Origin of the sequence: Ensifer sp. ENS02, assembly GCF_014851885.1 — a bacterium.
GTDB classification, from domain to species: domain Bacteria; phylum Pseudomonadota; class Alphaproteobacteria; order Rhizobiales; family Rhizobiaceae; genus Ensifer; species Ensifer adhaerens.
The window spans coordinates 1-21,760 of record NZ_JACVAO010000005.1; the positions used below are offsets into that span (position 1 = coordinate 1).

Consider the following 21,760-nt stretch of genomic DNA (forward strand, 5'->3'; position numbering starts at 1 on the left):
AGGGCCGCCACCAAGCGGCCTTTTTGCGTAGGTAAAATCGAAACACACAACGGGATTTTGCTTCGCAAAACCCGGACCGGAAAAAGCATAAACCGCCAAGCGGTTTACGCTACCGCGCCAAATCCCACAGGGATTTGCGCTGGACGCGGGGTGGAGCAGCCCGGTAGCTCGTCAGGCTCATAACCTGAAGGCCGCAGGTTCAAATCCTGCCCCCGCAACCACCGACACTTGAATATTTTGCCATTCAAGTCGTTTCAACGAAAGCTCCTCCGCGTAAGCGTCGAGGAGCTTTTTTTGTTTCTGCTCCGTGTCAATCTCGCCGGCCCGCAGCCGTTCCAGATACTCGTGCTGCGTAACCATCCGGCCAGGGCCGCAGGTTAGGCAGCCTGATGTTGTAGGGACTTCGGTGGCTGCCAATTCCACGGGAGCAATTGCTCGAGCTTAGTGATCGGCGTGTCCGCGACACGAGCGAGGACGTCGGCAAGCCAGGCCTGCGGATCGACGTCATTGAGCTTGGCGCTCGTGATCAGCGTTGCCATGAAGGCAGAGGTGGCTCGGGAAATCTGAACAGCGGGGATAAGTGGAATTTCTGCCTGACTTCGGCTTAGATGCCGGGAACAGGAGATGCCATGACGAGACGACCGCGCCGGAACCATAGCCCGGCTTTCAAGGCGAAGGTGGCACTTGCCGCCATCCGAGGCGAGCAGACGCTGGTGGAATTATCCCAGCAGTTCGATGTGCACGCCAACCAGATCAAACAGTGGAAAGACCAGCTCCTTGAGGGGGCGACAGGCGTTTTTGGCGATGAAACCAAGGCGGAACCGGCGGGACCAACCGTCGATGTCAAAACCCTTCATGCCAAGATCGGCGAACTGACACTGGAGAACGATTTTTTATCCGGTGCGCTCGGCAAGGCGGGATTGCTGGGCGGAAAGAAATGATCGACCGCGAGCATAAACTGTCGGTCGTGCGCCAGGCGAAGCTTCTCGGCTTCAGCCGGGGCAGCGTCTATTATCTGCCTCGTCCGATGTCTGACGGGGATTTGGCCCTGATGCGCCGGATTGACGAATTGCATCTCGACTACCCGTTTGCCGGAAGTCGGATGTTGCAAGGGCTCTTGAAGGGAGAAGGGCTGGAGGCTGGGCGGCTGCACGTCGCCACGCTGATGAAAAAGATGGGCATCGAAGCGATCTACCGTCGGCCGAACACCTCCAAACCAGCGCCTGGACACAAAATCTATCCCTACCTCCTGCGCAAGTTGGCGGTCACCCGGCCCAACCAGGTCTGGGCGATGGACCTGACATATATTCCGATGGCTCGCGGCTTCGTCTATCTCTGCGCCGTCGTGGACTGGTTCAGCCGGAGGGTTCTCTCATGGCGGCTGTCGATTACGATGGAAGCGGCCTTCTGTATCGAAGCAGTCGAGGAAGCTCTGGTCCGTTATGGCAAACCCGACATCTTCAATACGGACCAGGGATCGCAGTTCACATCCATAGACTTCACGGCGGTGCTGAAGAGGGCCGAAATCGCCATCTCGATGGATGGCAAGGGTGCGTGGCGGGACAACGTGTTCGTTGAACGGATCTGGCGTTCGATCAAATATGAGGAGGTCTACCTCCACGCCTACAAGACCGTGTCCGGGGCCCGCGTCGGCATTGGCCGATATCTCAGCTTTTACAATAGCCGACGCCCACATTCATCCCTTGACCGGCAGACACCGGATCAGGCCTACTTCAACGCGCTGGCACCAATGATGGTGGCAGCATAATCGAGGCGGAAATCCACTTAGAAAAACGCCCGAAACTGTTCAGACAAACCGAGCCACCTCTGGCGGCGCGATCAGCGCCGCGATCGGAGCCGGCGAAGAGCCATGCCTTTCTGCCGAGGGCAATGCCCCGTTCATTCTGCCCATGTCGGCGATGAAGTTGAGGTTGTTTATCGCTGGCATCCTTATTTTGGCCAGAGGGTTTCCATTCGCCGTGTTGAAGAACGAGCGACAGGCCGGTTTTTGAAGGTTCTGGGGCCGACAGGTGTCGTCATCGCGATCTCAGGGTGGATGATCGATCCCTTGGTCTGCCGCGGCATGACCATGGGAACGCCACGCGTCGATCTTGCGACGCTAATCGAATTGAACAGGCTGGTCTCTGGCGGCACCAAAGCGGCACCCTTCCGAAGTGGACGTAGAATCACTCAGGAGGACCATGATGAGATCCCGCAATACGCTGGTGCCGGCGTCGGGCCGGCAGCTCGACCTGATATTCAAAACCCGGATGCTCGACGGACTGAGCGACAAGGATCGCACGAAGGCGATTTCAACGCTGGCTTGCCTGCTGATGCAGGCCGCAGGCCTCGTCGTCGAGGAGCTCAACGATGAGCAACACTGATTTGATTCCGACAGCGCTGCTCGCGCGCAAAGCCATCGTCTACGTACGGCAGTCCTCGCAATCGCAGGTCATGACAAATCTGGAAAGCCAGCGACGGCAGTATGATCTTGTTGACGTTGCGCGACAACACGGCTTCAGCGACATCGAGACCATCGACGACGACCTCGGGCGCTCTGCCAACGGAACTGTCGCGCGCCCTGGTTTCGACCGTCTTGTCCCCGCGTCATTGACCATGACGGCGTCTACAATCCGTGTCGACCCAACGATCGGCTGCTGCTGGGAATGAAGGGCAGTATCAGCGAGTTCGAACTGGGCGTGCTGAGAGCCCGGATGCTCGATGCCGCCAGATCGAAGGCGCGCCGTGGCGAACTGCGACTTTCCGTTCCGTTCGGGTACATTTGGCATCGAGAGGCGGGGCTCGGGCTTGATCCGGATTTGCGGCTGCAGGACGTGATCCGGTCCATCTTCGCACGCTTCCGTGAGCTTGGAAGCGCACGCCAGGTGCTATTGTCGATGACACGGGACAATATCCACTTCCCGCGGCCGTCGGACGAAGGTCGCATGACCAACTTTGTCTGGACGCCAGTCCGTTACCGGAATGTCATCGGCATCCTGAAGAACCCCTTCTATGCCGGCGTCTACGTCTATGGAAAGAGCGAGAAGCGGACAGCCATCGTCGATGGGAGGGCGCGGCGCAGCTACGGGCACGGCAAGCCGGCCGGCACCTGGGAAGTGATGATCCGGGACCATCACGAAGGTTACATCAGTTGGGAAGAGTACGAGCGCAACCAACAGCAACTGGCGCTCAACAATTATGGCCGTTCGGGCGGAACCAAATCGGGCCGCGGCGGCAAAGCGTTGTTGTCGGGTCTCCTGACTTGCGGACGGTGTGGACGGCGACTGAGTGTTGCCTATACGGGAAATCCACAAAATCCTGTCTATCGCTGCTATAAACAGAACCTGATGATGGGCTTGCCCCGTTGCATGACGTTCGGCGGCTCGAAGGTCGATGCGGCGGTTGCGCGCGAGTTGTTGCGCGCGGTAGAACCACTAGCGATCGAGGCGACTTTTGAAGCAGAGCGGATGCACCGGGAGCGACAGGAAGAACAGCGCCACATTCACGATCTGGAACTGCGGCAGGCCCGCTACGAGGCAAGCCTCGCCGAGCGCCGCTATGCGGCATGCGATCCAGACAACCGCCTGATTGCTGCACAGCTTGAGAAGAATTGGGAAACGGCGCTACGCCGCGTCCGTGATCTGGAAGTGCGCAAGCCTGCAGATAGTCCTTCAACCATCGAAGTTGACACAGGCACTTTCGCAAACCTCGCCGACAATCTGCAGGCGGCCTGGGAGTCGCCGGATGTCACCATGCGCGTGCGCCAGCAACTGCTGCGTACATTGATCGCCGACATTGTTGTCGATGTTGACGATGAAGTGCGCGACGTGGTGCTGACAATCCACTGGAAAGGCGGTCAGCACTCGGAACTGAGAGTGCGCAAGCCTCAGAGCGGTGAACACGGTTGCGCCACAACGGAAGATGCTTTGGCAGTGATGCGGAGCATGGCAGGACGCTGGCCCGATGAACATATCGCCGCGTCGCTCAATCGAATGGGTATGCCCACGGGTCAAGGAAAAACCTGGACCGCACACCGTGTCGCTTCCGTAAGGCGGGTCCGTGCCATTCACGCGTACAAATCAGCCGATAAAGAGGGCGAATGGCTTACCATGACAGAGGCGGCGGCGACTTTGGGCGTGACGAACCACAGAATACGCCACCTTATCAAGACGAACGTGTTGTCTGCCGAGCAGGTGGTTCCCGGCGCGCCGTATCAAATCCGCGCCAGCGACCTTACTTCCGCGACGGTTCAGGCCGCGATAGCCCGAAAGGGTCGCCCGTGTCGCACCACTGACACGGAGACGCTTCCAATGTTTACAGACACTTAGAGAGGGAGTGCACAATGACTCAGGTCCGGCGAAGCCACGCAGCGCCCGTTCGGCGGCGTTGTTGGTTAGGCAAATCCGGCCGTCACCGAGGAAAGACGTGAAGCCCTCCCAGCGCTTCAGAATATAGTCGATCGGCTCGGCAACCGGAGAACTGCGCGACAGCTTTGCCCGCTCGGCCCGCAGCCACTTTTGGAGTTCTGTGGCGAGTGGCTGACTGTCGCGGCGACGTCGTTGCAGGCGTTCGTCGGCGGCCAGTCCGTTGATCTCACGCTCGATATCGAATAGGGCGTCGATGCGTTTGACCGCCTCGAGCGCGATCGGTGAGATCGGCGCGGCGTTCTTGCCGCGCTTCGCATTGGTGGCTATGTCGGCAAGCACGAAGAACTTGCGGCGCGAATGCGCCCAGCACAGCGCCTGCGTCAGCGGACCGGGATCGCGATCCACCTTGAACAGCGGGTTGTAGCCGCCATAGGCGTCGGCCTGCAGAATGCCGGTGAAGCTCTTCAGATGACGCTCGGGATGCTCCTGCCGCCGGTCGCGCGAGGCATAGTAGAGTGCGGCCGGCGGTGATTGTCCGCCGAACGGCCGGTCTTCCCTGACATAGGTCCAGATGCGACCGGTATCGGTCTTGCCCTTCGCCAGGATCGGCACGGTGGTGTCGTCACCATGCAGCCGTTCTGCGGCAAGCACATGCGCCTCGATCAGCGCATGCAGCGGCTTCAGCGCCGCGGCACAAGCCCCGACCTGGTCGGCCAGTGTCGACAGGCTGAGGTCGATGCCCTCGCGGGCATAGCGTTCGCTTTGCCGGTTCAGCGGCTGGTGCTGGGCGAACTTCTCGAACAGGATCATGGCCAAGAGATTCGGCCCGGCGAAGCCGCGCGGCGTCACATGGAAGGGCGCGGGCGGCTGGGTGATCTTCTCGCATTCGCGGCAGGAGAACTTCTCGCGCACCGTCTGGATCACCTTCCACTGACGCGGAATCACCTCCAGCGTCTCGGTGATGTCCTCGCCAAGCTTTGCCAGCTTGCCAGAACCGCAGCACGGGCAGCTCGCCGGCGCGGCGATGACGACGCGCTCGCGCGGCAGATGCTCGGGAAACGGCTTCCTGGACGGACGCTTGCGCTCGAAGGCCCTGACCGCCGAGGACCGTGCCGCCATCTCGGCCGCCAGTTCGTCTTCGCTGGCGTTGGCCTCCAGCTCCTCGAGCTGCAATTCCATCTGCTCGAGGAGCCGGGCCTTGCGCTCCGAGCGGCTGCCATGGATGTCGCGCTTCAGCTTCTCGATCTCGAGCCGGAGCCGGGCGATCAGCGCATCCGAGTGCGAGTTCACCGCCTGGGCGCGGGCGGCAAGCGCTTCCGCCTCACGGCGAGCCGCACGCTCGGCGAGGATCATCGCGTGCGCACTGGCAAGGTCGTCGGGAAGCTGATCGGCCGCATCGGTCATGGCGGGATGGAATCATATTCGCTCCCGCCAGACCAGCGGTTTTGCTCATCCCGCCGAGCTCGGACGCCAGGTTTTTTGCGGCATTCGCCAGTCGATGCCTTCGAGCAAGTAACCGAGCTGCGCCGGCGTAATCACCACCGTGCCGTCGGCCGCTGACGGCCATATGAACCGCCCGCGCTCGAGCTTCTTCGTAAAGAGGCAGGCACCCTGGCCGTCGTGCCAGATCACCTTGATCAGGCCGCCGCTCCGGCCCCGGAAGACGAAGAGATGGCCGCTCATCGGATCGCGCTTCAACGTTTCCTGCACCATCAGCGACAGGCCGGGAAAGCCTCTGCGCATGTCTGCGGATTTCGGTAAATCGGGACAGTCATTTCAGCAAGTCGCGGACAAGCGTTTCGCTAAGTCGCGGACAACGGGTGCGATCGAATTCCGGTTGCCTTGTTGCTGTTACGGGTGATTGATTTCGGTTATTTCGCCGCCGGTCAAGAGCGTCGGCATTTTTCGTTTCCGCATGCTGTCGCCTTCGAGCGTTATGCGGTGTGCGTTGTGAACAATACGGTCCAAAATCGCATCAGCTAAAGTGGCCTCTCCAATCATCTCATGCCAAGCCGCCACGGGAAGCTGAGCCGTGATCAAGGTCGATTTCCGCCGATATCGTTCCTCGAAGATTTCTAGCAGGTCGAGGCGCTGTCGATCGTTCAGGGTGTGGGTCCCCCAGTCATCCAGCACCAGCAAGTGAACGCGCGCAAGCTTGTCGACGAGGCGCGGAAAGCGTCCATCCAGCCTGGCGAGTGCGAGGTCCTCAAACAGTCGCGGCATTCGAACGTAGAGCACCGAATAGTCGAGGCGGGCGGCCTGTCGCGCGAAAGCACAGGCAATCCACGTCTTTCCGGTGCCTGTTTGGCCGGTCAGGATCAGGTTCTCGTTTGCCTTCAGCCATGCACCTTGTGCCAGAGACAAGACGTTCCGGCGGTCAAGACCGCGGTGAGATCCAAAATCGATGTCTTCGATCGAGGCATTGGCAAAACGAAGCTTTGCTGTGGCGAGCCTGTTTGTCAGCCGTCGGTCTGTTCTCACCGCGATCTCGCGGTCGAGCATCAGACCCAGCCGTTCGTCGAAGCTAAGATCGTTTCCATGAGCCTGCTCGATGAGCTCGCGATAGGCGGTCGCCATCCCGGCGAGGCCAAGCGCACTCATCTGGTCCAGGGTTGGATGTGTCAGCATCTGATGTCCTCTTCATTGGTAGTAGGTTTTGCCGCGGATATTGCCGTGCGGCGGCGCCGGCTTCACAGCCTCGCTCATGGTTGGAGCCTGATCGAGACCAGATTTGAGAATGTTGGCGACAGACGAATAGCTTAGTGCGTTGATGACCAGCGCTCGCTCGCAAGCCAGTTCCAGCCGCTCGGATTCGTAACGGCGCGCCAGGGAAAGAACGCCTTGAGCAGATCGGTAGCCTTGCTCGGGATGCGGCCGGTCGCATAGCAAACGTTCGATAAAAATCGCCGTATTGGTCCCGACCTTTGCTGCTTCCTTGCGCAATGTGTGGGGTGTCGTGTTTGCATAGCGTTGGTGAGCCTTGGGCATATGTTCATTGACGGTGATGTGGCCGGAGCGCTGCGAGCTTCGGATATGGCTGGCAACACGCTTGTGGTCCAAGAAGATCTCGACTGCCCGATACGTCAGCCTGATATCGACCCGTCTTCCGATGAGACCGTGCGGCACGGAATAGAACGTCTTGTCGACCTCGACATGGTAATCGGGATGGACCTTCGCGACCTTCCATTCCGCATATTCAAACGGCGTTGAAGGCAGCGGCTTGAGCTCGGAGCGCTCGACTTCATCAAACAAAGCGCGCCGCGATTTGCCATATCGGCGCATCGTTCTACTATTGAGGTCCTCGATAAGAGCGCTGATGCGGATATTGAGATCGACAAGGCTGAAGAAACGTTCGTTTCGAAGTCTGGCCAGAACCCACCTCTCGACGATTAAAACCGACCCTTCGGCGGAGGGTTTATCTCGAGGACGCCTCGGGCGTGCCGGCAATAATGTCGTATCGTAGTGATCGGCGAAGGCCGCAAATGTCGCATTCAACGTCGGTTCAAACCAAAGAGCCTTGGCCACCGCAGACTTGAGGTTGTCGCAGATAGTGGTCTTCGTCACGCCACCGAAGTAACTGAAAGCCCGTTGGTTCGCTTCGATCCAATCGGGCAGCTTTTGGCTGAAGCTGGCATAAGAGAACGTCAGTTGTGACGCGCTTAGCACCGCCACATAGATCTGCGCTTCGCGGATCTCGCCGGTAGACGGATCGATGATCGGGATCGTATGGCCGGCATAGTCGCATTCCATCGCCACGCCACCAACGTGACGGCTGCGATAGGTGGGCTTGGCCCGGCTTTCGTGATCGGCAAACCGGCAGCAAAACCACGTATAGCCATAGCCATCCGGATGGGCTTCCCGGTATTCCTGCCATAGCAGATTGAGCGTCACGCCCTTACGCTTCAGTTCGCTGGCCACCTTTGGCCAATTCGGTTCGTCGGTATCGCGCGGAGGTCGCCCCATTCGGCGGAATAGTCGTTGCTCCAGAACGTCGTCCTCGTCCAGGCCAGGTGGAAGAGGCCAGACCGCAAGCCCAGCTTCCCGCGCTCGCAGCAGATACGTCGAAACCGACGTCTTGCTCATCTTCAGCCGTTCGGAAACGGCGCGTATCGACAATCCCTGCTCGAACGTCAGCCGCAGGATCGATCGGATGTCCTTCACGTCGGTATGTCTCGCTAGCTTCCGTCTGGGCATCAATTCCTCGCTCAAAAACACGAGGGCAAAGTGCCAGATCGGCGCTCACGAAAATCGATCTAAATCTGTCGCGATGCTGTCCGCGACTTAGTGAAATCGCTGTCCCGGACTTTCTGAAATCGGTGTCCGCGACTTACTGAAATCCTTGTCCCGTACTTTGTGAAACCCGCACATGTCGGTATAGCCCGTCGCCAGCCAGACCTTTACACCGCTCGGGACCGGGATCATCGCCGCTCCAGCACATCAAGAATCCGGCCGAGCGCATCGGTATCGATGTCGCTCTCGACCCGGAGGCGACGCCCACCGCCAAGCTCGATCGTGACGATGCTTGCCTTCTTGCGCGCCCGGCAGACCGGCGGCGGCTCGGCCGGGATCGCCGGCGCTGGCAGCGCTTCGACGACCTCCACCGGAACGAGGCGCGGGACGGACGGCGCAGAGATTTGGCAGAGCTCCTTGCGCCAGCGGAAGAGCTGGCTCACATGGATGCCAGCCGAGTGAGCGATCTCTGAAACACTTGCGCCTGGCTCAAGCGTCGCCGCGACCAGCCGCTCCTTCTGTTCCCGAGACCAGCGCCGACGCCGCTCGACCGACGTAATGACCTCAATCTGATGCTTCGTCATAGGACTACTCCTCTTATGTTCATTTGCAAGTCAGCCGGGCATGGCTTCCCCTTTTCGTCTGGCGACGAAAGGCAAATGCTCTGAGTTATTGAACAAAGCAGGAGACAGGGCGCTTCGACGACGGCTGGCATACTCTCATTCGCGGGCTGGATACCGCATTTCCGTATGTTCGTCTGGGGCTGCCTCTGTCTAGTGTCGGGCCTGGATGTCTCTGCCACATAGGAGTATCGAGGGTTCCCCACCGGGGCCCTGCCTCCAACTTTGTTCAACAAACAGATGGTTTTGGCGCGCCTACTTTGGGCTGACTACCGGTCTAAAACTTCCCGAGCGGCGCAACCTCTTGTCCAATCGCCCATAGGAAAGCCGCCATTTCCCGCGCGATAGCGGTTACCGCGACTGTCTTTGCCTTGCCGGCGCTGATTAGCCGGCGATAACGCGTGCAAAGCCGCACCTGTCCCTTCCACGCTATGTCCCGGACCACCTTCGGCAGGCCTACAAGCCGAGCCTGGATCGTCGGGCTCACACGCGCCGGGTAGCGATATGTCCAAGCCCCTTCTATGAGTGCGCGGCGCGCCCGGATGTTGCCCGCTTTGGTGATCCCGCCACGTTTGATGCGTTCGCCCGTCGAGCTTTCTGACGGCACCAAGCCTAGATATGCCATTAGCTGACGAGGGTTGTCGAAACGACGTACATCGCCGATTTCGACCACGAAGGTGACCGCTGTCATGAACGCCACGCCGCGCATTGCTTGGTAGGCAGCCACCACCGGAGCCATAGACCAGGATGCCGCGGTGTCAGTGACAAGCTTGTTCAACCGATCCAGGCGCACTGTGGCGTCGTCAATAGCCTGGCAATATTCCGCGAGCAGAATGTGATGGGCGTGATGTTCGAAGGCCTGGTCCGCCAGCCAGCGGGCATGCGCCCGTGTCCACGGCTTGCGCCCTGTATAAATGCGGCCGTGACGAAGTAAAAAGGACTGGAGCTGTTGGCGCAATTGCTTCAGCACTTCTTGGGCCGCATCGCGTGCACGCACCAGATCGCGCATAGCCTCGTGGCTTTCGTCAGGAACCCAGACCGGCGTCAATTCGCCCGCACGATGCAGCCGTGCCAAGCTCATTGCATCCCGACGATTTGTCTTCACCCTGTCGCCTGGGCGCTTGGGAATAAGGGACGGAGCCACTACAGCGCATTCATGTCCCAATTCCACGATCTGGCGGTAGAGACCGTAACCTGTAGGACCCGCCTCGTAACAAAAGTGAAGTGTACGTGCGGGCTTGGAGAGCTTGCGGACCAACGCGGCCACTGATGCGGGCTCTGAGGAAATGTCGCCCAGAAAACGGACCTCGCCACTGCGCTCTCCCTCCGCCGCCGCGACGGAAATCTTCAGTTTTGAAACGTCCAGCCCGACGAATATTGCGTTATTTTCCTTCATGTTCGCCCTCGCTAAGCTTGGGGCTCCGCTCTGGCCCATCCAGAGCAATCCCCGCACGCAGCATAATCGGGGCGAGCCGCCTTCACGCGACGAACATACGGTCTAGTGTTTGCACTAGGACTTGCAGCCCTCAGCCTAACTCAGCAAGGCGGCCATCACCGGAGGGGTACCATTCAGAAGATGAATGCCGGCAGCGCCAAGGGCAAAGCCGAACTATTCCTAACCAATGCGCCGACGCGCCATCGCATCCCTCAATCCATTGTTGAGATTGAGACAATCGCAGATCGGCAGTCCAGGCACCCGCGCACACGCACACGCACACGCACTTCTAGTGCGGCCCTGCTTTTGGAGTGGTATCAAGCAAATCTATTACCCGAGGACACGACATCAGGAGGTCGCACAATATGACGAACTCATCCGGGTCTTTTGGTGCGGCGGACAAATGAAACCAATCCGGGTTCTCTCCTCTTGGCGACCACACAAGCCGCTCCTCCAGGAGATAGACGCCGTAGACGACTTCAATTTCGCCGCCGGCGGCCAAGTTAAGACGCGAGCGCATGCCATATCCGGTCAGCGCCGCGTTCAGCGCGATCGCAACCTCAATCAGTGTGGTCCGATATCCCGGCCGGCGTACGACCTCTGTCCCATACACCCGCTCCAGCCAGGTTGCGCCAAGCTGGATGACGATCAGTATGCTGTCCAGGATCTGACGCAGATCCTTCTGCGTCATGATCTGCATGTATTTTGCTGGCTCAAGAGCTCAAGATAGACGTCGACGGCCGCCGAAACTGCCCCGCATCCACTGTGGCCGAGGACGACTATCGTGCGCAGGCTATCCTTGAGGTGATCAACCGCATAGCTCAGACTGGCCGTGACGTCGTCACCCAGACCATTGCCGGCCACCCTGACGACAAACAGGTCGTTCGGGCCTTCGGAAAAGATCAGCTCGACCGGAACCCGCGCATCGGCACAGCCGACAACTGCCGCAAACGGCTGTTGTTTGGGTGCCGCGCTACGCCCAGGAAGAAGGCCGACATCATGCGGGTCCACGGCGATGTTCAGCTTTGCGGGTGGCGATGTGGTCATCCGGTCAAGGAGCGCAGCGAAGGCCCGGTTTCCAGACTCAAGTCTCGACCGGGCGGCGTTCGCATCCGGTGGTAAGGGCCTATACACAGCATCGAACGCGAACCGGTATGTCACTTCGGCCAACCAGGTCGGATCCTCCTTCGAGGCGCCTCCGAGCAGCTTCTTTGCCATCTTGCAGTCTCCTTCGACAATGATCGAACCAGGGGCGGCAATGCAAATCGGTGATTTTCGACATTAACACTTTCACGCGTCGGTGCACCTCTAAAGCAAGCCGAGCGTGTCATACGGCCAATACCGGCGCTTGATGAATTATACGGCCCCTCACTGATCAAAACTCATTGGCCCACTCTCTGCGACCGATAGACATGATGCGCCAGGGCTGGCTTTCGAGCATTCGCCAGGCATCGCAGCAATGATCGACGATGTCGTCGTAAGATTTGAAGATGCGGTTTGAGAGCCAGTTGTCGCGCATGAAGTGCCAGAGGTTTTCGACCGGGTTGAGCTCCGGCGACTTCGGCGGCAATGGCAGGATGGTGATGTTTTCGGGCACGACGAGATTGTTGGACATGTGCCAGCCTGCCTGGTCCATGATGAGAATAGCGTGCGCGTCGCGATCGACGTGCCGGGCGATTTCGGCCAGATGCTGGGTCATTGCGTAGGTGTCGCACCATGGCATGACCAGCGCCGCCGCCTTGCCGAGCTTCGGGCAGATTGCGCCGAAGATGTAGGCCGACCTTGTGCGCTGATCGTGCGGTGCTGAAGGCCGTGTTCCGCGCCTGGCCCAACGGCGCGTGATCTTGTTCTTTTGCCCGATACGGGCCTCATCCTCGAACCAAATCTCTATCCGTTTTCCTCGGGCTGCTCCGGCGGCAATCTGTGCCACTGCAGCGGGGAAACTTTTTTAAAATCCTCAATGGCTTGAGGGTCTTGAGCGTGATGTTTGGGCCGGGCAGCCAGCTTGCGATAGCCCATGGCCCGTACTTCGCGGCTCAGCGTTTGCTCGCTTACCGAAACGCGAAACTCTTCCCAAAGCCATTGAGCCAGGTCGCACACACGCCAGCGAACAACGCCGTCGAGATAGGGTGTCGGCCCACGCTCGATGGTCTGCGCCAGGGCCGCACGCTGCTGATCGTTCAAGCGCGACTGCGGGCCGGGAGCCTTGCCATTGATCAGGCCTTGGGGACCGCGTTCGTTGAACCGCATGACCCAGTCCCGGACAATTTGGAGCGTGACGTTGCCGAGGCGGGCGGCATCGGAACGCGAGCCTCCATCGTAGATCGACGCGAGTGCCAACAGACGTCGTGCCTGGGCTGCGTCCTTCGTCTGCCGCGCCAGTCGCCGCAGACCTTCTCCATCAAAATCGTCACGTAATGAAATCCCTGATCGCATCGCAGACCGCCGGTTTGCACCAGAGATTCAGATTCACCGCGCTTTGGGAAGGCCAAAGAGTCGAGGTCAGCGAGCCGGCGTATTAGATCCACGGGATTCCGTAGTTGGCCAAATCATGATTCTTCCAAGTGCGCCCGACGACAAATCGTCCTCAACATGGGCCCGCGGAGTAACGCTCAAGCCAAAATCCTCAAGCAACGCATTGCGCACCGCAAGGCATCGCCGCGGGCGGTGGGCAGCTGCAAGGCTCGCCCGCTGACACGAGGAAATGCGCTCGGCCCTCATCTTCGGGCCGGCCGCGGCAATCGAAGCGCGGAATTCCGCTGGACGCAAGGCGAAGACGGTGTTCAGATTGTGTGGCCGGGGGATCTCCGGCATGGGGAGCATACGAGCCTGGGCTCGTTGGGCAGGGTTCGGCCGCTCCGACCAGGCACGCATCCGTGAGAGGGCAGCATCATGGTGTCGTTAACGCATGCCGACCAACCCATCCCGTCATCTTCCGGCACACTGCGCCTGGATATGATCGCCGGCCTGACGGCCGCGGCAGTGGTGTTGCCGAAGGCCATGGCCTATGCGACCGTTGCCGGCCTTCCCGTCAGCGTCGGTCTCTACACCGCCTTCGTGCCGATGATCGTTTATGCCCTGCTCGGCACCTCGCGGGTGCTCAGCGTCAGTTCGACGACCACCCTTGCGATCCTGACTGCGAGCGAGCTTGCGCTGGTCGTGCCCGACGGGAACCCGGACCGGCTGCTCGTTGCGGCTGCAACGCTGACAGCGCTGACAGGCCTGCTTTTGATCGCCGCTTCAGCCCTGCGTCTGGGTTTCGTAGCCAATTTCATTTCGTCGCCGGTGCTTACGGGCTTCAAGGCCGGGATCGGTCTGGTCATCGTGCTGGACCAGGTGCCGAAACTGTTCAGGCTGCATTTTACCAAGGAAGGTTTCTTCCGGTGAACCTCGTCCAGCATCTGCCCGAAACGTCGCTCGTCACATTCGCGGTCGGAGTTACGGCGCTGGTGCTCCTGCTCCTCCTTGAAAGCCGTTGGCCGCATTCCCCGGCTCCGCTCGCTATCGTCGCCGCGGGCATAGCCGTTTCGTGGATGGCGGGTCTCGGCCCTGCCGGCGTCGCCACTGTTGGGCACATTCCCCAGGCTCTGCCTTCGCTGGTGTTGCCTGATATCAACATGATCCTGCAGCTCATCCCTGGTGCGTGTGGCATTGCCCTGATGAGCTTCACCGAGACGATTGCTGCTGGTCGGGCTTTCGCGGTTGCGGGTGAACCGCCTATCCGGCCAAACCGCGAGCTTGTGGCGACCGGCGCTGCCAATCTGGCTGGCGGGCTTTTCGGCGCGATGCCGGCCGGCGGCGGGACATCGCAGACGGCGGTGGTGCGCGCAGTCGGCGGGCGCACGCAAAAGGCCTCGCTTGTCACGGCGGCGACCGCGGCGGCGACAATGCTCGTTCTTGCACCGTTGCTCGGTCTTCTGCCGCAGGCCGTGCTCGCGGCCATCGTCATCGTCTATTCCGTTGGCCTGATCAGCCCGACCGAGTTCGCCTCGATCCGCAAGGTGCGCCGGATGGAGTTTCGCTGGGCGCTTGCCGCCTTCCTCGGCGTGCTTTTGTTCGGCACGCTCCAGGGCATTCTCGTGGCGATTACCCTGTCGCTTGTTGGCCTCGCGAGCCAGGCGGCAAACCCGCGCGTCCATGTCGTCGGCCGGAAACGCGGCGAAGACGTCCTGCGGCCGCTTTCGGCAGAGCATCCGGATGACGAAACCTTCGAAGGTCTGTTGATCCTGCGCCCGGAAGGGAGGCTCTTCTTCGTCAACGCCCAGCAGGTCGGCGACCGAATTCGCGCGCTGGCCAATGAACAAAAACCGCGCGTGCTGATGCTGGACCTCAGCCGCGTTTTCGACATCGAATACTCGGCACTTCAGATGATCGTCGAAGGCGAACGAAGCCTGGCGCGGGTGGGCATCAAGCTCTGGCTCGCAGGCCTCAACCCGGATGTGCTCGCCTATATCAGGACATCAGGGTTTGCCAACCAGCTTGGCCCCGACCGCATGTTTTTCAACACGCGCGCCGGGATCCGCCGCTACCAGGATAGCCTCGCGGCCGCGCCGCCACCGCCCGCAGAGGGTGTGGCACCGACCTGACGTTTCGCAGAGTGCCTGACTGCAGGTTTTCGCGCTTTCGGTCTTCTTGTTTTCGGGCAGCAACGCGTGGAACGCAGCTGCAACGAGGGAGTGCATCTTCCGATCCAGCCCGGGGAGACATGGCGCATCGATTGTACTTCAAGTGTGTGAAAACAATACAAGAATATTCTGTTTTCTTTCGCGCTCGATGATCCTGGTTTAAACTTCAGATATAATATTATTTTATGCTAAATAACACATTGCAACGAGTGAGGAAGGGTGTATTCTCGCCAAAATAGCGATGAGAATTTGTACCAAGTCTCAATGAAAGGAACCTAGAGGGCAGGATCGATCGGGTTTTCTGGTCAGGAGAGGTCAGCCGCGGGCAATCCTATCGGTTTCTATAATCTATACTTGATAATAGTCAGATCTGGTTCCCGATTTCCGAGTTGATGGGGGAAGAACTATGGTTGACTGGTTCGTAAGCACGCTTCGTACTTATCCCGAAATTGCAATATTTCTCTCACTGGCGCTTGGATATTACTTCGGTTCGTTCACGTACAAAGGCCTCGGCCTTGGTGCGGTGACCGCCACGCTGATTGCGGCCGTCATCATCGGGCAGCTCGGGATCACCATATCGCCACCGCTCAAGGCCACGTTCTTTCTGATGTTCCTGTTTGCGATCGGCTATGGCGTCGGGCCGCAGTTCGTGCGGGGCATCGCCAAGGACGGTCTTCCGCAGGCATTATTCGCAGCGGTTGTCTGCGTCTTTTGCCTCGGTGCCCCCTATATCGCCGCCAAGATCGCCGGATACGATGTCGGTTCTGCGCTTGGCCTCTATGCCGGATCCCAGACCATTTCCGCGTCGATGGGATTGGGAACGGACGCGATCAATCGTCTCGGTCTGGCACCGGAAGAGACCAAGCGGTTGCTGGACGCGATGCCGGTCGCCTATGCGGTCACCTATATTTTCGGCACGATCGGATCGGCCATCGTGCTGGCCCTGATCGGTCCCGCGCTCATGGGTATCGACCTGGAAGCGGAATGCAAACGCTACGAGGCGGAGCAGGGCGGCAAGAAGGAAGTGGGCGGAGCGGGAACCGCTTGGCATCACTACGAGCTGCGCGCCTATCGGGTCCGAGAGGGCGGGCCGGTCGTCGGCAAGACGGCACATGAAGCCGAATCCATGATCCCCGAGCAGCGGGTCTTCATCGAGCGTATTCGTCGCGGGGGAAAGATCGAGGATGCGACGGCAACGACCGTGATCCATGCGTGAAAACAAAGAGATAGTGCGTTTCTGCGATCTCGTTTGAATGGGAAACGCTCTGCCGGCGCGTCTGCTGTCGCGTCTTTTGAAGTCCGGAACGACGATATCTGAAGCCGGCTATCGAACTGTATCAGTCCCTTGTTGCGACCGGAATTGTAGCACTGAGTGAGAACCGCCGACCGGCGGCTGCGGGCAGCCTATTCGAAACTGAGTTGGGAGCGCGTGATGCCAAACAAGACCGCACATGTTGATCAGTTTCTGCTCGTCCATTCGGGTCGTGCGGACGACTGGCGCGAGATCACGACACTGGCAGACGCCTGGGCCGCCAACCGCGGCGAACGGGCAGCGCTGGAGGCGGCGATCGCCGCAGTCGCGCCGGCGGAGGAGTACCACGCCTATCCGGGTGGACGATTGCTTTCCGCGCTCTCGGAGCGCATCGCCACCAACGATGCTGGCGGGGCGGCAAAACTTGCGCGTCGCATCTCCAACGGGTTGCTCACCCACTCCTACCGCTTCGATGCGCCGAACTGGAGCGTACGCGTTTCCTTCGCCAATCTTCCCGACGATGCTTATGACGACATTGGTCGCGGCGTCCGCGCGGTCGGACGCGGTTATGTGGATACATTCAACGCGCTGAAAGGCAAGTAGGCCACTCCTTTCGGCATGAAGCAGATCTGCCAACTGCGGTTCGCAAAGTGATGCGACCCGCTCTCGCTGCGCGAGTCACAGCCTCGGCTCGCGTCGGCGCAAGATGTCCGACGAGGTATCTACAGTCAGACGTAGATGTTGTTCGAAACAACAAGCAGTGCGCGATAGTCAAATTCACACGTTTGGGAGAAGGATTCATTCGATGCTCAGCACATCCACAAAGATGCACGAACACAAGGGAAACAAAGGGATCGGGCACACAGCCGGCGGGGTCACGTCGTGGCACCGCGGGATGGTCAGACCAATGCTCCTGACGATTGCCCTTTTGGCGGCCGCCCCCAGCTTCGCTCAGACCATGCAGGATCCACCCAGGCAATACAGCAGAGAAGCGATGGAACAGGCGCTGCAGACAAGAGAACAGTACGATGTTCACGGTTTGCGCTTCGCCATATCGAATGCGACACTGCGACCTGGAGCGGAAGGGCTTCTTGATGACATCGCGACGGCGCTCAAGAACTTCCCGGAGTGGGGCTTGCGAATTGTCGGCCATACCGATTCCAGCGGGAATGAGGAGACCAACCTGCGCCTGTCCACCGAGCGTGCAGAGGTCATCAAGGCGGCTCTCGTCGAACGCGGCATCGATGCCGCCAGGCTGACGGCGGGAGGCGTTGGGCAGGCCCGGCCGATCGCCAGCAATGAAACCGCCAACGGCCGGGCTCTCAACCGTCGCGTCGAGCTCGTCCGGATCACCGACTCGGCCGAAGCCAAGAAACTGCTCAAGGCCATGACCGACTACCTAGCGTCTCAGAATGCCCTGTCGTTCGCCTATGATTCCAATTTCCAGGTCGTTACCAACAGCGATCAGAAACTCGGACTGGCAAGCTCGGGGACGGTGACCCTCAGTCGGCCCGACAAGGTGCACACGACCCGTTCGGGCGGTTTTGTCGATAGCGAGGCGCTCTTCGATGGAAAGACGCTGACCCTCTTGGGCAAGAACCTCAACAAGTACACGCAGGTCGAAATTCCAGGCACGGTCGATCATCTGATCGACGAGCTGAAGGACAAGTATGATTTGCCCTTGCCGGCCGCCGACCTGTTGTTGACCGGCGCATATGACGCGTTGATGGAAGGGGTGTATGATTCCAAGGACCTGGGAAGCGGTGTCATCAATGGCACGGAGTGCGATTCTCTCGCCTTCCGCAAGGACGATGTCGATTTCCAGATCTGGATCGCTCACGGTGCACAGCCCTATCCCTGCCGGCTGGTCATAACCTCCGGGCAGGTGAAGGGCGGGCCTGAGTACAGCGTCCAGATCAGGGATTGGAAATCCGGGGATGCCGTTGCGCCCGGTGATTTCGGCTTCAAGAATGCGACGAATGCCGAAAAGATCGATGTGAACGACCTCAAACACAGCCTGGGTGAATTGCCAGAGAACTTCATGGTAGGAGACAAGAAATGACCGTCCTTAAGCGCGCAGGAATCATCTGTCTTGTTTGGGCAGCCTTACTTGGTGTCGGCGATCTGGCGAAGGAGGCGCCAATGCTGGCGATCCCAACCTTCACTTCGGATGCCGTTGCCAAAGTCGGCCGGCCGCTCACCCCGGTCAGCGTGGCCGGGGCCGCGCGGCGCACGACCCGACGTTGTGCCACCGGTGTCTATAATTGCTAGAAGGGCGTATGGCCGCTCGGCAGATCTGGCCGATCTGGGGCAGCAGTCCGGACGTCGACAACGGTCGTTCCGGAAAGTCTCAAGGTCGGCCAGCTCGTCTCCGACAGTCTTGCCGTCACGGGCGGCGGGCGCAGCATAGCGCGCATTTTCAGGAGACGTGCGAAGCGGGGTTCCCTCGGGAAATGCTTGGAAACAAAGAGATGGAGCGCGTCTGCGGCCTCATTCAAACCGAGCGAAGCTAGATGTCATGAGCCTGGTCGACTATCGCCTGGTAGAAAATGTTTGCGGCCTGCTGCGGGGTCCTTGCCTCAAACCAGATTGGCTTTGTCGCTGCGTTGGATGATCGGCGTGACAGCGGCCGGCTCAAGCGTTTGGCCTCATAGATTGCGCAAGCGCATTTTGCGTTGGGGTTCAGAGCGATTTCCAGAATCCCTGACGGCGGGGACGATACGTCGTCGAAGATTTGCACCAGGTAGCCCTTGAATGCACCGCTATCATTGCGCCCTTCGATCTCTCGAAGCAGCGAGGGATGCAGCTCAATCTGGTAGATGGGCTGGGGCTGTGTCCAATATGGTCCGGTGCCGGTAATGCCGCCGCTGATGCTGGTCATTTGCGGTCCTCGCGTTCCCGTCGGCCGGTCAGCTTGGCCTTGCAGCTATCGCAAGCTTTGCTCAATCTCTGAAGCCAGGCTTTCAATCATGCCTTCGAACTCGGCTCGACGTTCGTCACGCAGATGGAGAGGTAGTCTGTCAACGCACGCAAGGGCGTCTTCGACTGCCGCCAGGTCGGCGCAGATCCCGCGAAAGTTCTCGTCCCTGAGCAGCAGCCTCCTGATTTCCAGCGATCGTGACGGAAAGCGGCGTGTCACTGCCGCCAAACCCTGCAAATCTTCTACTGCGCGAGAACTCTTGTCCATCCTGGTCCTCCGATTGAAGCGGTGACCCCGCAACCAAATCAAAAGAAAGCCCGCATGGAGAAATCCGGCGGGCTTTTGGCGTTTAATCCGCACACACAGGGGCGACCTGTTGTCCTGCTGTGACCCCAGCCACTCATCCGTTTGCGGCTGCAATGGGCGGGACGGGCAGCGTATCGTATCCATCCGAGCAGGGCCGCAGGATTTTGGCCGGCGCGCGTGGTAATGTGGGTTCATGGAGATCGACGAGGACAAGATCGACGATGCCGTTTTGGCGCTGTTATGGCTGACGCTGCATAACGAGCGGTGCGCCTGGAAGGGATTCGACTGGGCAGCAACGGATCGGCTTCACAAGAAGGGCATGATCGGCGACCCGGTCAACAAGTCGAAGTCTTTGATCCTCACCGATGAAGGTTTGGAGCATTCAGAAGCGTTGTTCCGGAAGTTGTTTACGCGGCCGCCGCAATAGCCGTCCCTTGCGGTGGCACTGACTGTCTTTATTGACGTCAATAAGACGGTGCGGATGGCCGTGCGGTGATCGAGGCCGAAAAACAGTGTCTCGTTCAGGAGTTCGTCCCTCATCTTTGAATTAAAGGCTTCACAGATGCCGGTTTGCATGGGCTTGCCGGGAGCGATGAAGTGCCAGGCGACGCCTTTCTCTTCGCTCCAGGCCAGCATGGCGTTCGAAGTGAACTCCGTGCCATGATCACTGATCACAGCCGCGCGCGAGGGCATAGCGAAATAACCTACGCGCGCCCGAACCGATGGTCGGTCGTGTCGACGCCGCTGTTTCGTGATCGCTCAACATGGGGATGATACTATTGTATTGCTAATTACAATACAATCCACTATCTTGCCTTCAAAGGAGACGACTCATGGCCACCACAGCGGAACGCAAGGAACACCCCATCTCGATGCGACTGCCGGAAGCGGATGTCGCGATGATCGATCGTGCGGCGTCGCTGCGCGGCCGCTCGCGCACCGACTTCGTGCGCGATGCCGCCGTGCGCGCGGCCGAGGAGGTCGTGATGGAGCAAAGCCTGATCCGTATGAGCCCGGAAGGCTTCGATGCGTTCATGGAGGTTCTCGCCGCCCCGGCAGCGCCTGCTCCCGAAATGGTCGAGTTGGCGAAACGGCCCGCACCATGGGAAGCCGGCTACGAGCCGAAGCGGTAAGTCGTGGCGTTATCCACTCCCGAACCGCTTACCGCCGCGCATGATGTGTCTGAATTCTCTTGCGGCAAGCCGACGCTCGATCACTGGCTGAAGACGCGCGCGCTTTCCAATCAGCAGAAGGGCTTCACCGCCATTTTGGTCGTCCATGAGGCGGGGCGCGTCGTCGGCTATTATGGTCTGGCGCCGACGGCCGTGGTGCCGTCGGTCATGCCGCGCTCGATTCGCACAGGCCAGCCGCCCAATCCGGTTCCGTGCCTTCTTCTTGGCCAGCTTGCCACCGATACCGGATGGGCGGGGCAGGGGATTGGGACGGGTCTCGTCAAACACGCGCTGCAGCGTTGCGTCCAGGCGGCCGGTCTGGTGGGCGGGCGAGCGCTGATGGTCAATGCCGTGGATGATGAAGCTGCCGGTTTCTGGCAACGGCGTGGCTTCTTGCCGTCGAAGGACGATCCACTTGTCCTCTTCCGCTCGATTGCCGATGTCGCGGCGTCGCTGGCCGAGGCGTGAGCCAAGCAGAATAGAATATCGATGAATCAAGAAGAGGAATATCTCACCGCGAAGGATCAATCAGATGACTTCCGCAGCAAACACACGCACCGCTTCATACCGCGGGTCGAGCTTGGGATCACCCAGCCGGTGAACGTCTTCTTATGAAAGGTAAGGATAAGCCGGTTGGTTTCCACGCGGAACTGAGCTTTTTTCCTCTTTTCTGTGCGGCGGCGGCCGACCTAGCCTTGAAGCGGAAGCTGTCGTTTTGCGGCTTCCATGATATGGCGACGGTGGTCAGGCGGTCGAGCAAAGCGGTTATCTTGGCGTCACCGAAGACCGTGGCCCATTCGCTGAAGCTGAGGTTGGTGGACTCCGTTGCCCTC

The 21,760-nt window shown here is 59.8% G+C and carries 21 protein-coding genes, 1 tRNA gene and 6 pseudogenes; 14 read left to right on the forward strand and 14 right to left on the reverse strand.

Annotated elements, in window-relative coordinates:
• The first annotated feature begins 144 nt into the window (after positions 1-144).
• Positions 145-221, forward strand: a tRNA-Met gene (locus tag IB262_RS11750).
• A gap of 156 nt (positions 222-377) precedes the next feature.
• Here IB262_RS11750 and IB262_RS11755 read toward each other — a convergent pair.
• Positions 378-548: pseudogene (locus IB262_RS11755) on the reverse strand (transposase domain-containing protein); the annotation flags it as partial.
• An 81-nt stretch (positions 549-629) separates the two neighbouring features.
• On the opposite strand from IB262_RS11755, the gene IB262_RS11760 reads away from it, so the two are divergent.
• From IB262_RS11760 to IB262_RS36685, 4 genes and pseudogenes are all read left to right on the forward strand, one after another.
• Positions 630-1,768, forward strand: a protein-coding gene (locus tag IB262_RS11760; protein ID WP_167550716.1) for an IS3 family transposase whose coding sequence is annotated in 2 segments (ribosomal slippage) — positions 630-888 and positions 888-1,768 — 1,140 coding nt in all. Because the reading frame shifts where the segments join, the coding sequence is not laid out codon by codon here.
• Positions 1,769-2,204: 436 nt separating this feature from the next.
• Positions 2,205-2,384: a hypothetical protein gene (locus tag IB262_RS11765; protein WP_034803546.1), complete on the forward strand. Its 180-nt coding sequence runs from the start codon at positions 2,205-2,207 to the stop codon at positions 2,382-2,384.
• A complete protein-coding gene (locus tag IB262_RS36680; protein WP_348646903.1) occupies positions 2,371-2,670 on the forward strand; it encodes a recombinase family protein in 300 nt (99 codons plus the stop codon). Before IB262_RS11765 ends, IB262_RS36680 begins: the two co-directional genes overlap by 14 nt.
• 44 nt (positions 2,671-2,714) lie before the next feature.
• A pseudogene (locus IB262_RS36685) lies at positions 2,715-3,356 on the forward strand (recombinase family protein); the annotation flags it as partial.
• 723 nt (positions 3,357-4,079) lie between these two features.
• Here IB262_RS36685 and IB262_RS11775 read toward each other — a convergent pair.
• The 9 genes from IB262_RS11775 to IB262_RS11815 all read right to left on the reverse strand — a co-directional run bounded on the left by IB262_RS11775 (position 4,080) and on the right by IB262_RS11815 (position 13,088).
• A complete protein-coding gene (locus IB262_RS11775) occupies positions 4,080-5,771 on the reverse strand; it encodes an IS66 family transposase (RefSeq protein WP_348646904.1) in 1,692 nt (563 codons plus the stop codon).
• Between the two features lie 45 nt (positions 5,772-5,816).
• On the reverse strand, positions 5,817-6,110 hold the full coding sequence (gene tnpB, locus IB262_RS11780) for an IS66 family insertion sequence element accessory protein TnpB (RefSeq protein WP_192493581.1): 294 nt from the start codon (positions 6,108-6,110) through the stop codon (positions 5,817-5,819).
• Positions 6,111-6,218: 108 nt separating this feature from the next.
• On the reverse strand, positions 6,219-6,995 hold the full coding sequence (istB, locus tag IB262_RS11785) for an IS21-like element helper ATPase IstB (RefSeq protein ID WP_192493582.1): 777 nt from the start codon (positions 6,993-6,995) through the stop codon (positions 6,219-6,221).
• Positions 6,996-7,007: 12 nt separating this feature from the next.
• Positions 7,008-8,561: an IS21 family transposase gene (gene istA / locus IB262_RS11790; RefSeq protein ID WP_127891008.1), complete on the reverse strand. Its 1,554-nt coding sequence runs from the start codon at positions 8,559-8,561 to the stop codon at positions 7,008-7,010.
• 224 nt (positions 8,562-8,785) lie between these two features.
• A complete protein-coding gene (locus IB262_RS11795; RefSeq protein ID WP_034804356.1) occupies positions 8,786-9,181 on the reverse strand; it encodes a transposase in 396 nt (131 codons plus the stop codon).
• Between the two features lie 313 nt (positions 9,182-9,494).
• Positions 9,495-10,613, reverse strand: a complete 1,119-nt coding sequence (locus IB262_RS11800; protein ID WP_034805409.1) for an IS110 family transposase — start codon at positions 10,611-10,613, stop codon at positions 9,495-9,497.
• Between the two features lie 328 nt (positions 10,614-10,941).
• Entirely contained in the window at positions 10,942-11,352 is a 411-nt protein-coding gene (locus IB262_RS11805) for a hypothetical protein (protein WP_060529438.1), read from the reverse strand.
• Positions 11,340-11,870 (reverse strand): carbonic anhydrase, encoded by a 531-nt coding sequence (locus IB262_RS11810; protein ID WP_051659427.1) that lies wholly within the window; start codon positions 11,868-11,870, stop codon positions 11,340-11,342. The genes IB262_RS11805 and IB262_RS11810 overlap by 13 nt, the downstream gene beginning before the upstream one ends.
• Positions 11,871-12,027: 157 nt before the next feature.
• Positions 12,028-13,088 (reverse strand): IS630 family transposase gene (locus IB262_RS11815; RefSeq protein ID WP_192493583.1). Its coding sequence is split into 2 segments (ribosomal slippage): positions 12,028-12,596 and positions 12,596-13,088, totalling 1,062 coding nucleotides; the frame shifts between segments, so codons are not numbered across the junction.
• 519 nt (positions 13,089-13,607) lie between these two features.
• On the opposite strand from IB262_RS11815, the pseudogene IB262_RS11820 reads away from it, so the two are divergent.
• From IB262_RS11820 to IB262_RS11840, 5 genes and pseudogenes are all read left to right on the forward strand, one after another.
• Positions 13,608-15,238: pseudogene (locus IB262_RS11820) on the forward strand (SulP family inorganic anion transporter).
• Between the two features lie 445 nt (positions 15,239-15,683).
• Positions 15,684-16,490: pseudogene (locus IB262_RS11825) on the forward strand (aspartate-alanine antiporter); the annotation flags it as partial.
• 219 nt (positions 16,491-16,709) lie between these two features.
• On the forward strand, positions 16,710-17,132 hold the full coding sequence (locus IB262_RS11830) for a hypothetical protein (RefSeq protein WP_034798324.1): 423 nt from the start codon (positions 16,710-16,712) through the stop codon (positions 17,130-17,132).
• Between the two features lie 304 nt (positions 17,133-17,436).
• Complete coding sequence (locus IB262_RS11835; RefSeq protein WP_034798322.1) at positions 17,437-18,591, forward strand: DUF2092 domain-containing protein; 1,155 nt, start codon at positions 17,437-17,439, stop codon at positions 18,589-18,591.
• Positions 18,588-18,800, forward strand: a complete 213-nt coding sequence (locus IB262_RS11840) for a hypothetical protein (RefSeq protein WP_034798320.1) — start codon at positions 18,588-18,590, stop codon at positions 18,798-18,800. Before IB262_RS11835 ends, IB262_RS11840 begins: the two co-directional genes overlap by 4 nt.
• A 238-nt stretch (positions 18,801-19,038) precedes the next feature.
• Here the strand turns inward: IB262_RS11840 and IB262_RS11845 are convergent, their stop codons facing one another.
• Positions 19,039-19,410 carry a hypothetical protein gene (locus IB262_RS11845; protein ID WP_034798318.1) on the reverse strand — a complete coding sequence of 124 codons (372 nt, stop codon included), beginning with the start codon at positions 19,408-19,410 and terminating at the stop codon, positions 19,039-19,041.
• A gap of 45 nt (positions 19,411-19,455) precedes the next feature.
• Entirely contained in the window at positions 19,456-19,716 is a 261-nt protein-coding gene (locus tag IB262_RS11850) for a hypothetical protein (RefSeq protein ID WP_051659426.1), read from the reverse strand.
• Positions 19,717-19,948: 232 nt separating this feature from the next.
• On the opposite strand from IB262_RS11850, the gene IB262_RS11855 reads away from it, so the two are divergent.
• Positions 19,949-20,182 carry a DUF6429 family protein gene (locus IB262_RS11855; protein ID WP_034798317.1) on the forward strand — a complete coding sequence of 78 codons (234 nt, stop codon included), beginning with the start codon at positions 19,949-19,951 and terminating at the stop codon, positions 20,180-20,182.
• A 65-nt stretch (positions 20,183-20,247) separates the two neighbouring features.
• Here the strand turns inward: IB262_RS11855 and IB262_RS11860 are convergent.
• A pseudogene (locus IB262_RS11860) lies at positions 20,248-20,430 on the reverse strand (transposase family protein); the annotation flags it as partial.
• Positions 20,431-20,588: 158 nt separating this feature from the next.
• Here IB262_RS11860 and IB262_RS11865 point away from each other — a divergent pair.
• The 3 genes from IB262_RS11865 to IB262_RS36460 are packed head-to-tail and all read left to right on the forward strand — an operon-like array spanning position 20,589 to position 21,542.
• Positions 20,589-20,888 carry a DUF1778 domain-containing protein gene (locus IB262_RS11865; RefSeq protein WP_034798315.1) on the forward strand — a complete coding sequence of 100 codons (300 nt, stop codon included), beginning with the start codon at positions 20,589-20,591 and terminating at the stop codon, positions 20,886-20,888.
• 3 nt (positions 20,889-20,891) lie between these two features.
• Positions 20,892-21,395 (forward strand): GNAT family N-acetyltransferase, encoded by a 504-nt coding sequence (locus tag IB262_RS11870; protein ID WP_034798314.1) that lies wholly within the window; start codon positions 20,892-20,894, stop codon positions 21,393-21,395.
• Positions 21,396-21,416: 21 nt separating this feature from the next.
• On the forward strand, positions 21,417-21,542 hold the full coding sequence (locus IB262_RS36460; RefSeq protein WP_257785209.1) for a hypothetical protein: 126 nt from the start codon (positions 21,417-21,419) through the stop codon (positions 21,540-21,542).
• Here IB262_RS36460 and IB262_RS35705 read toward each other — a convergent pair.
• Positions 21,514-21,747 (reverse strand): annotated as a pseudogene (locus IB262_RS35705) (ATP-binding protein); the annotation flags it as partial. The gene IB262_RS36460 and the pseudogene IB262_RS35705 sit on opposite strands and share 29 nt — an antisense overlap.
• Positions 21,748-21,760 lie beyond the last annotated feature (13 nt).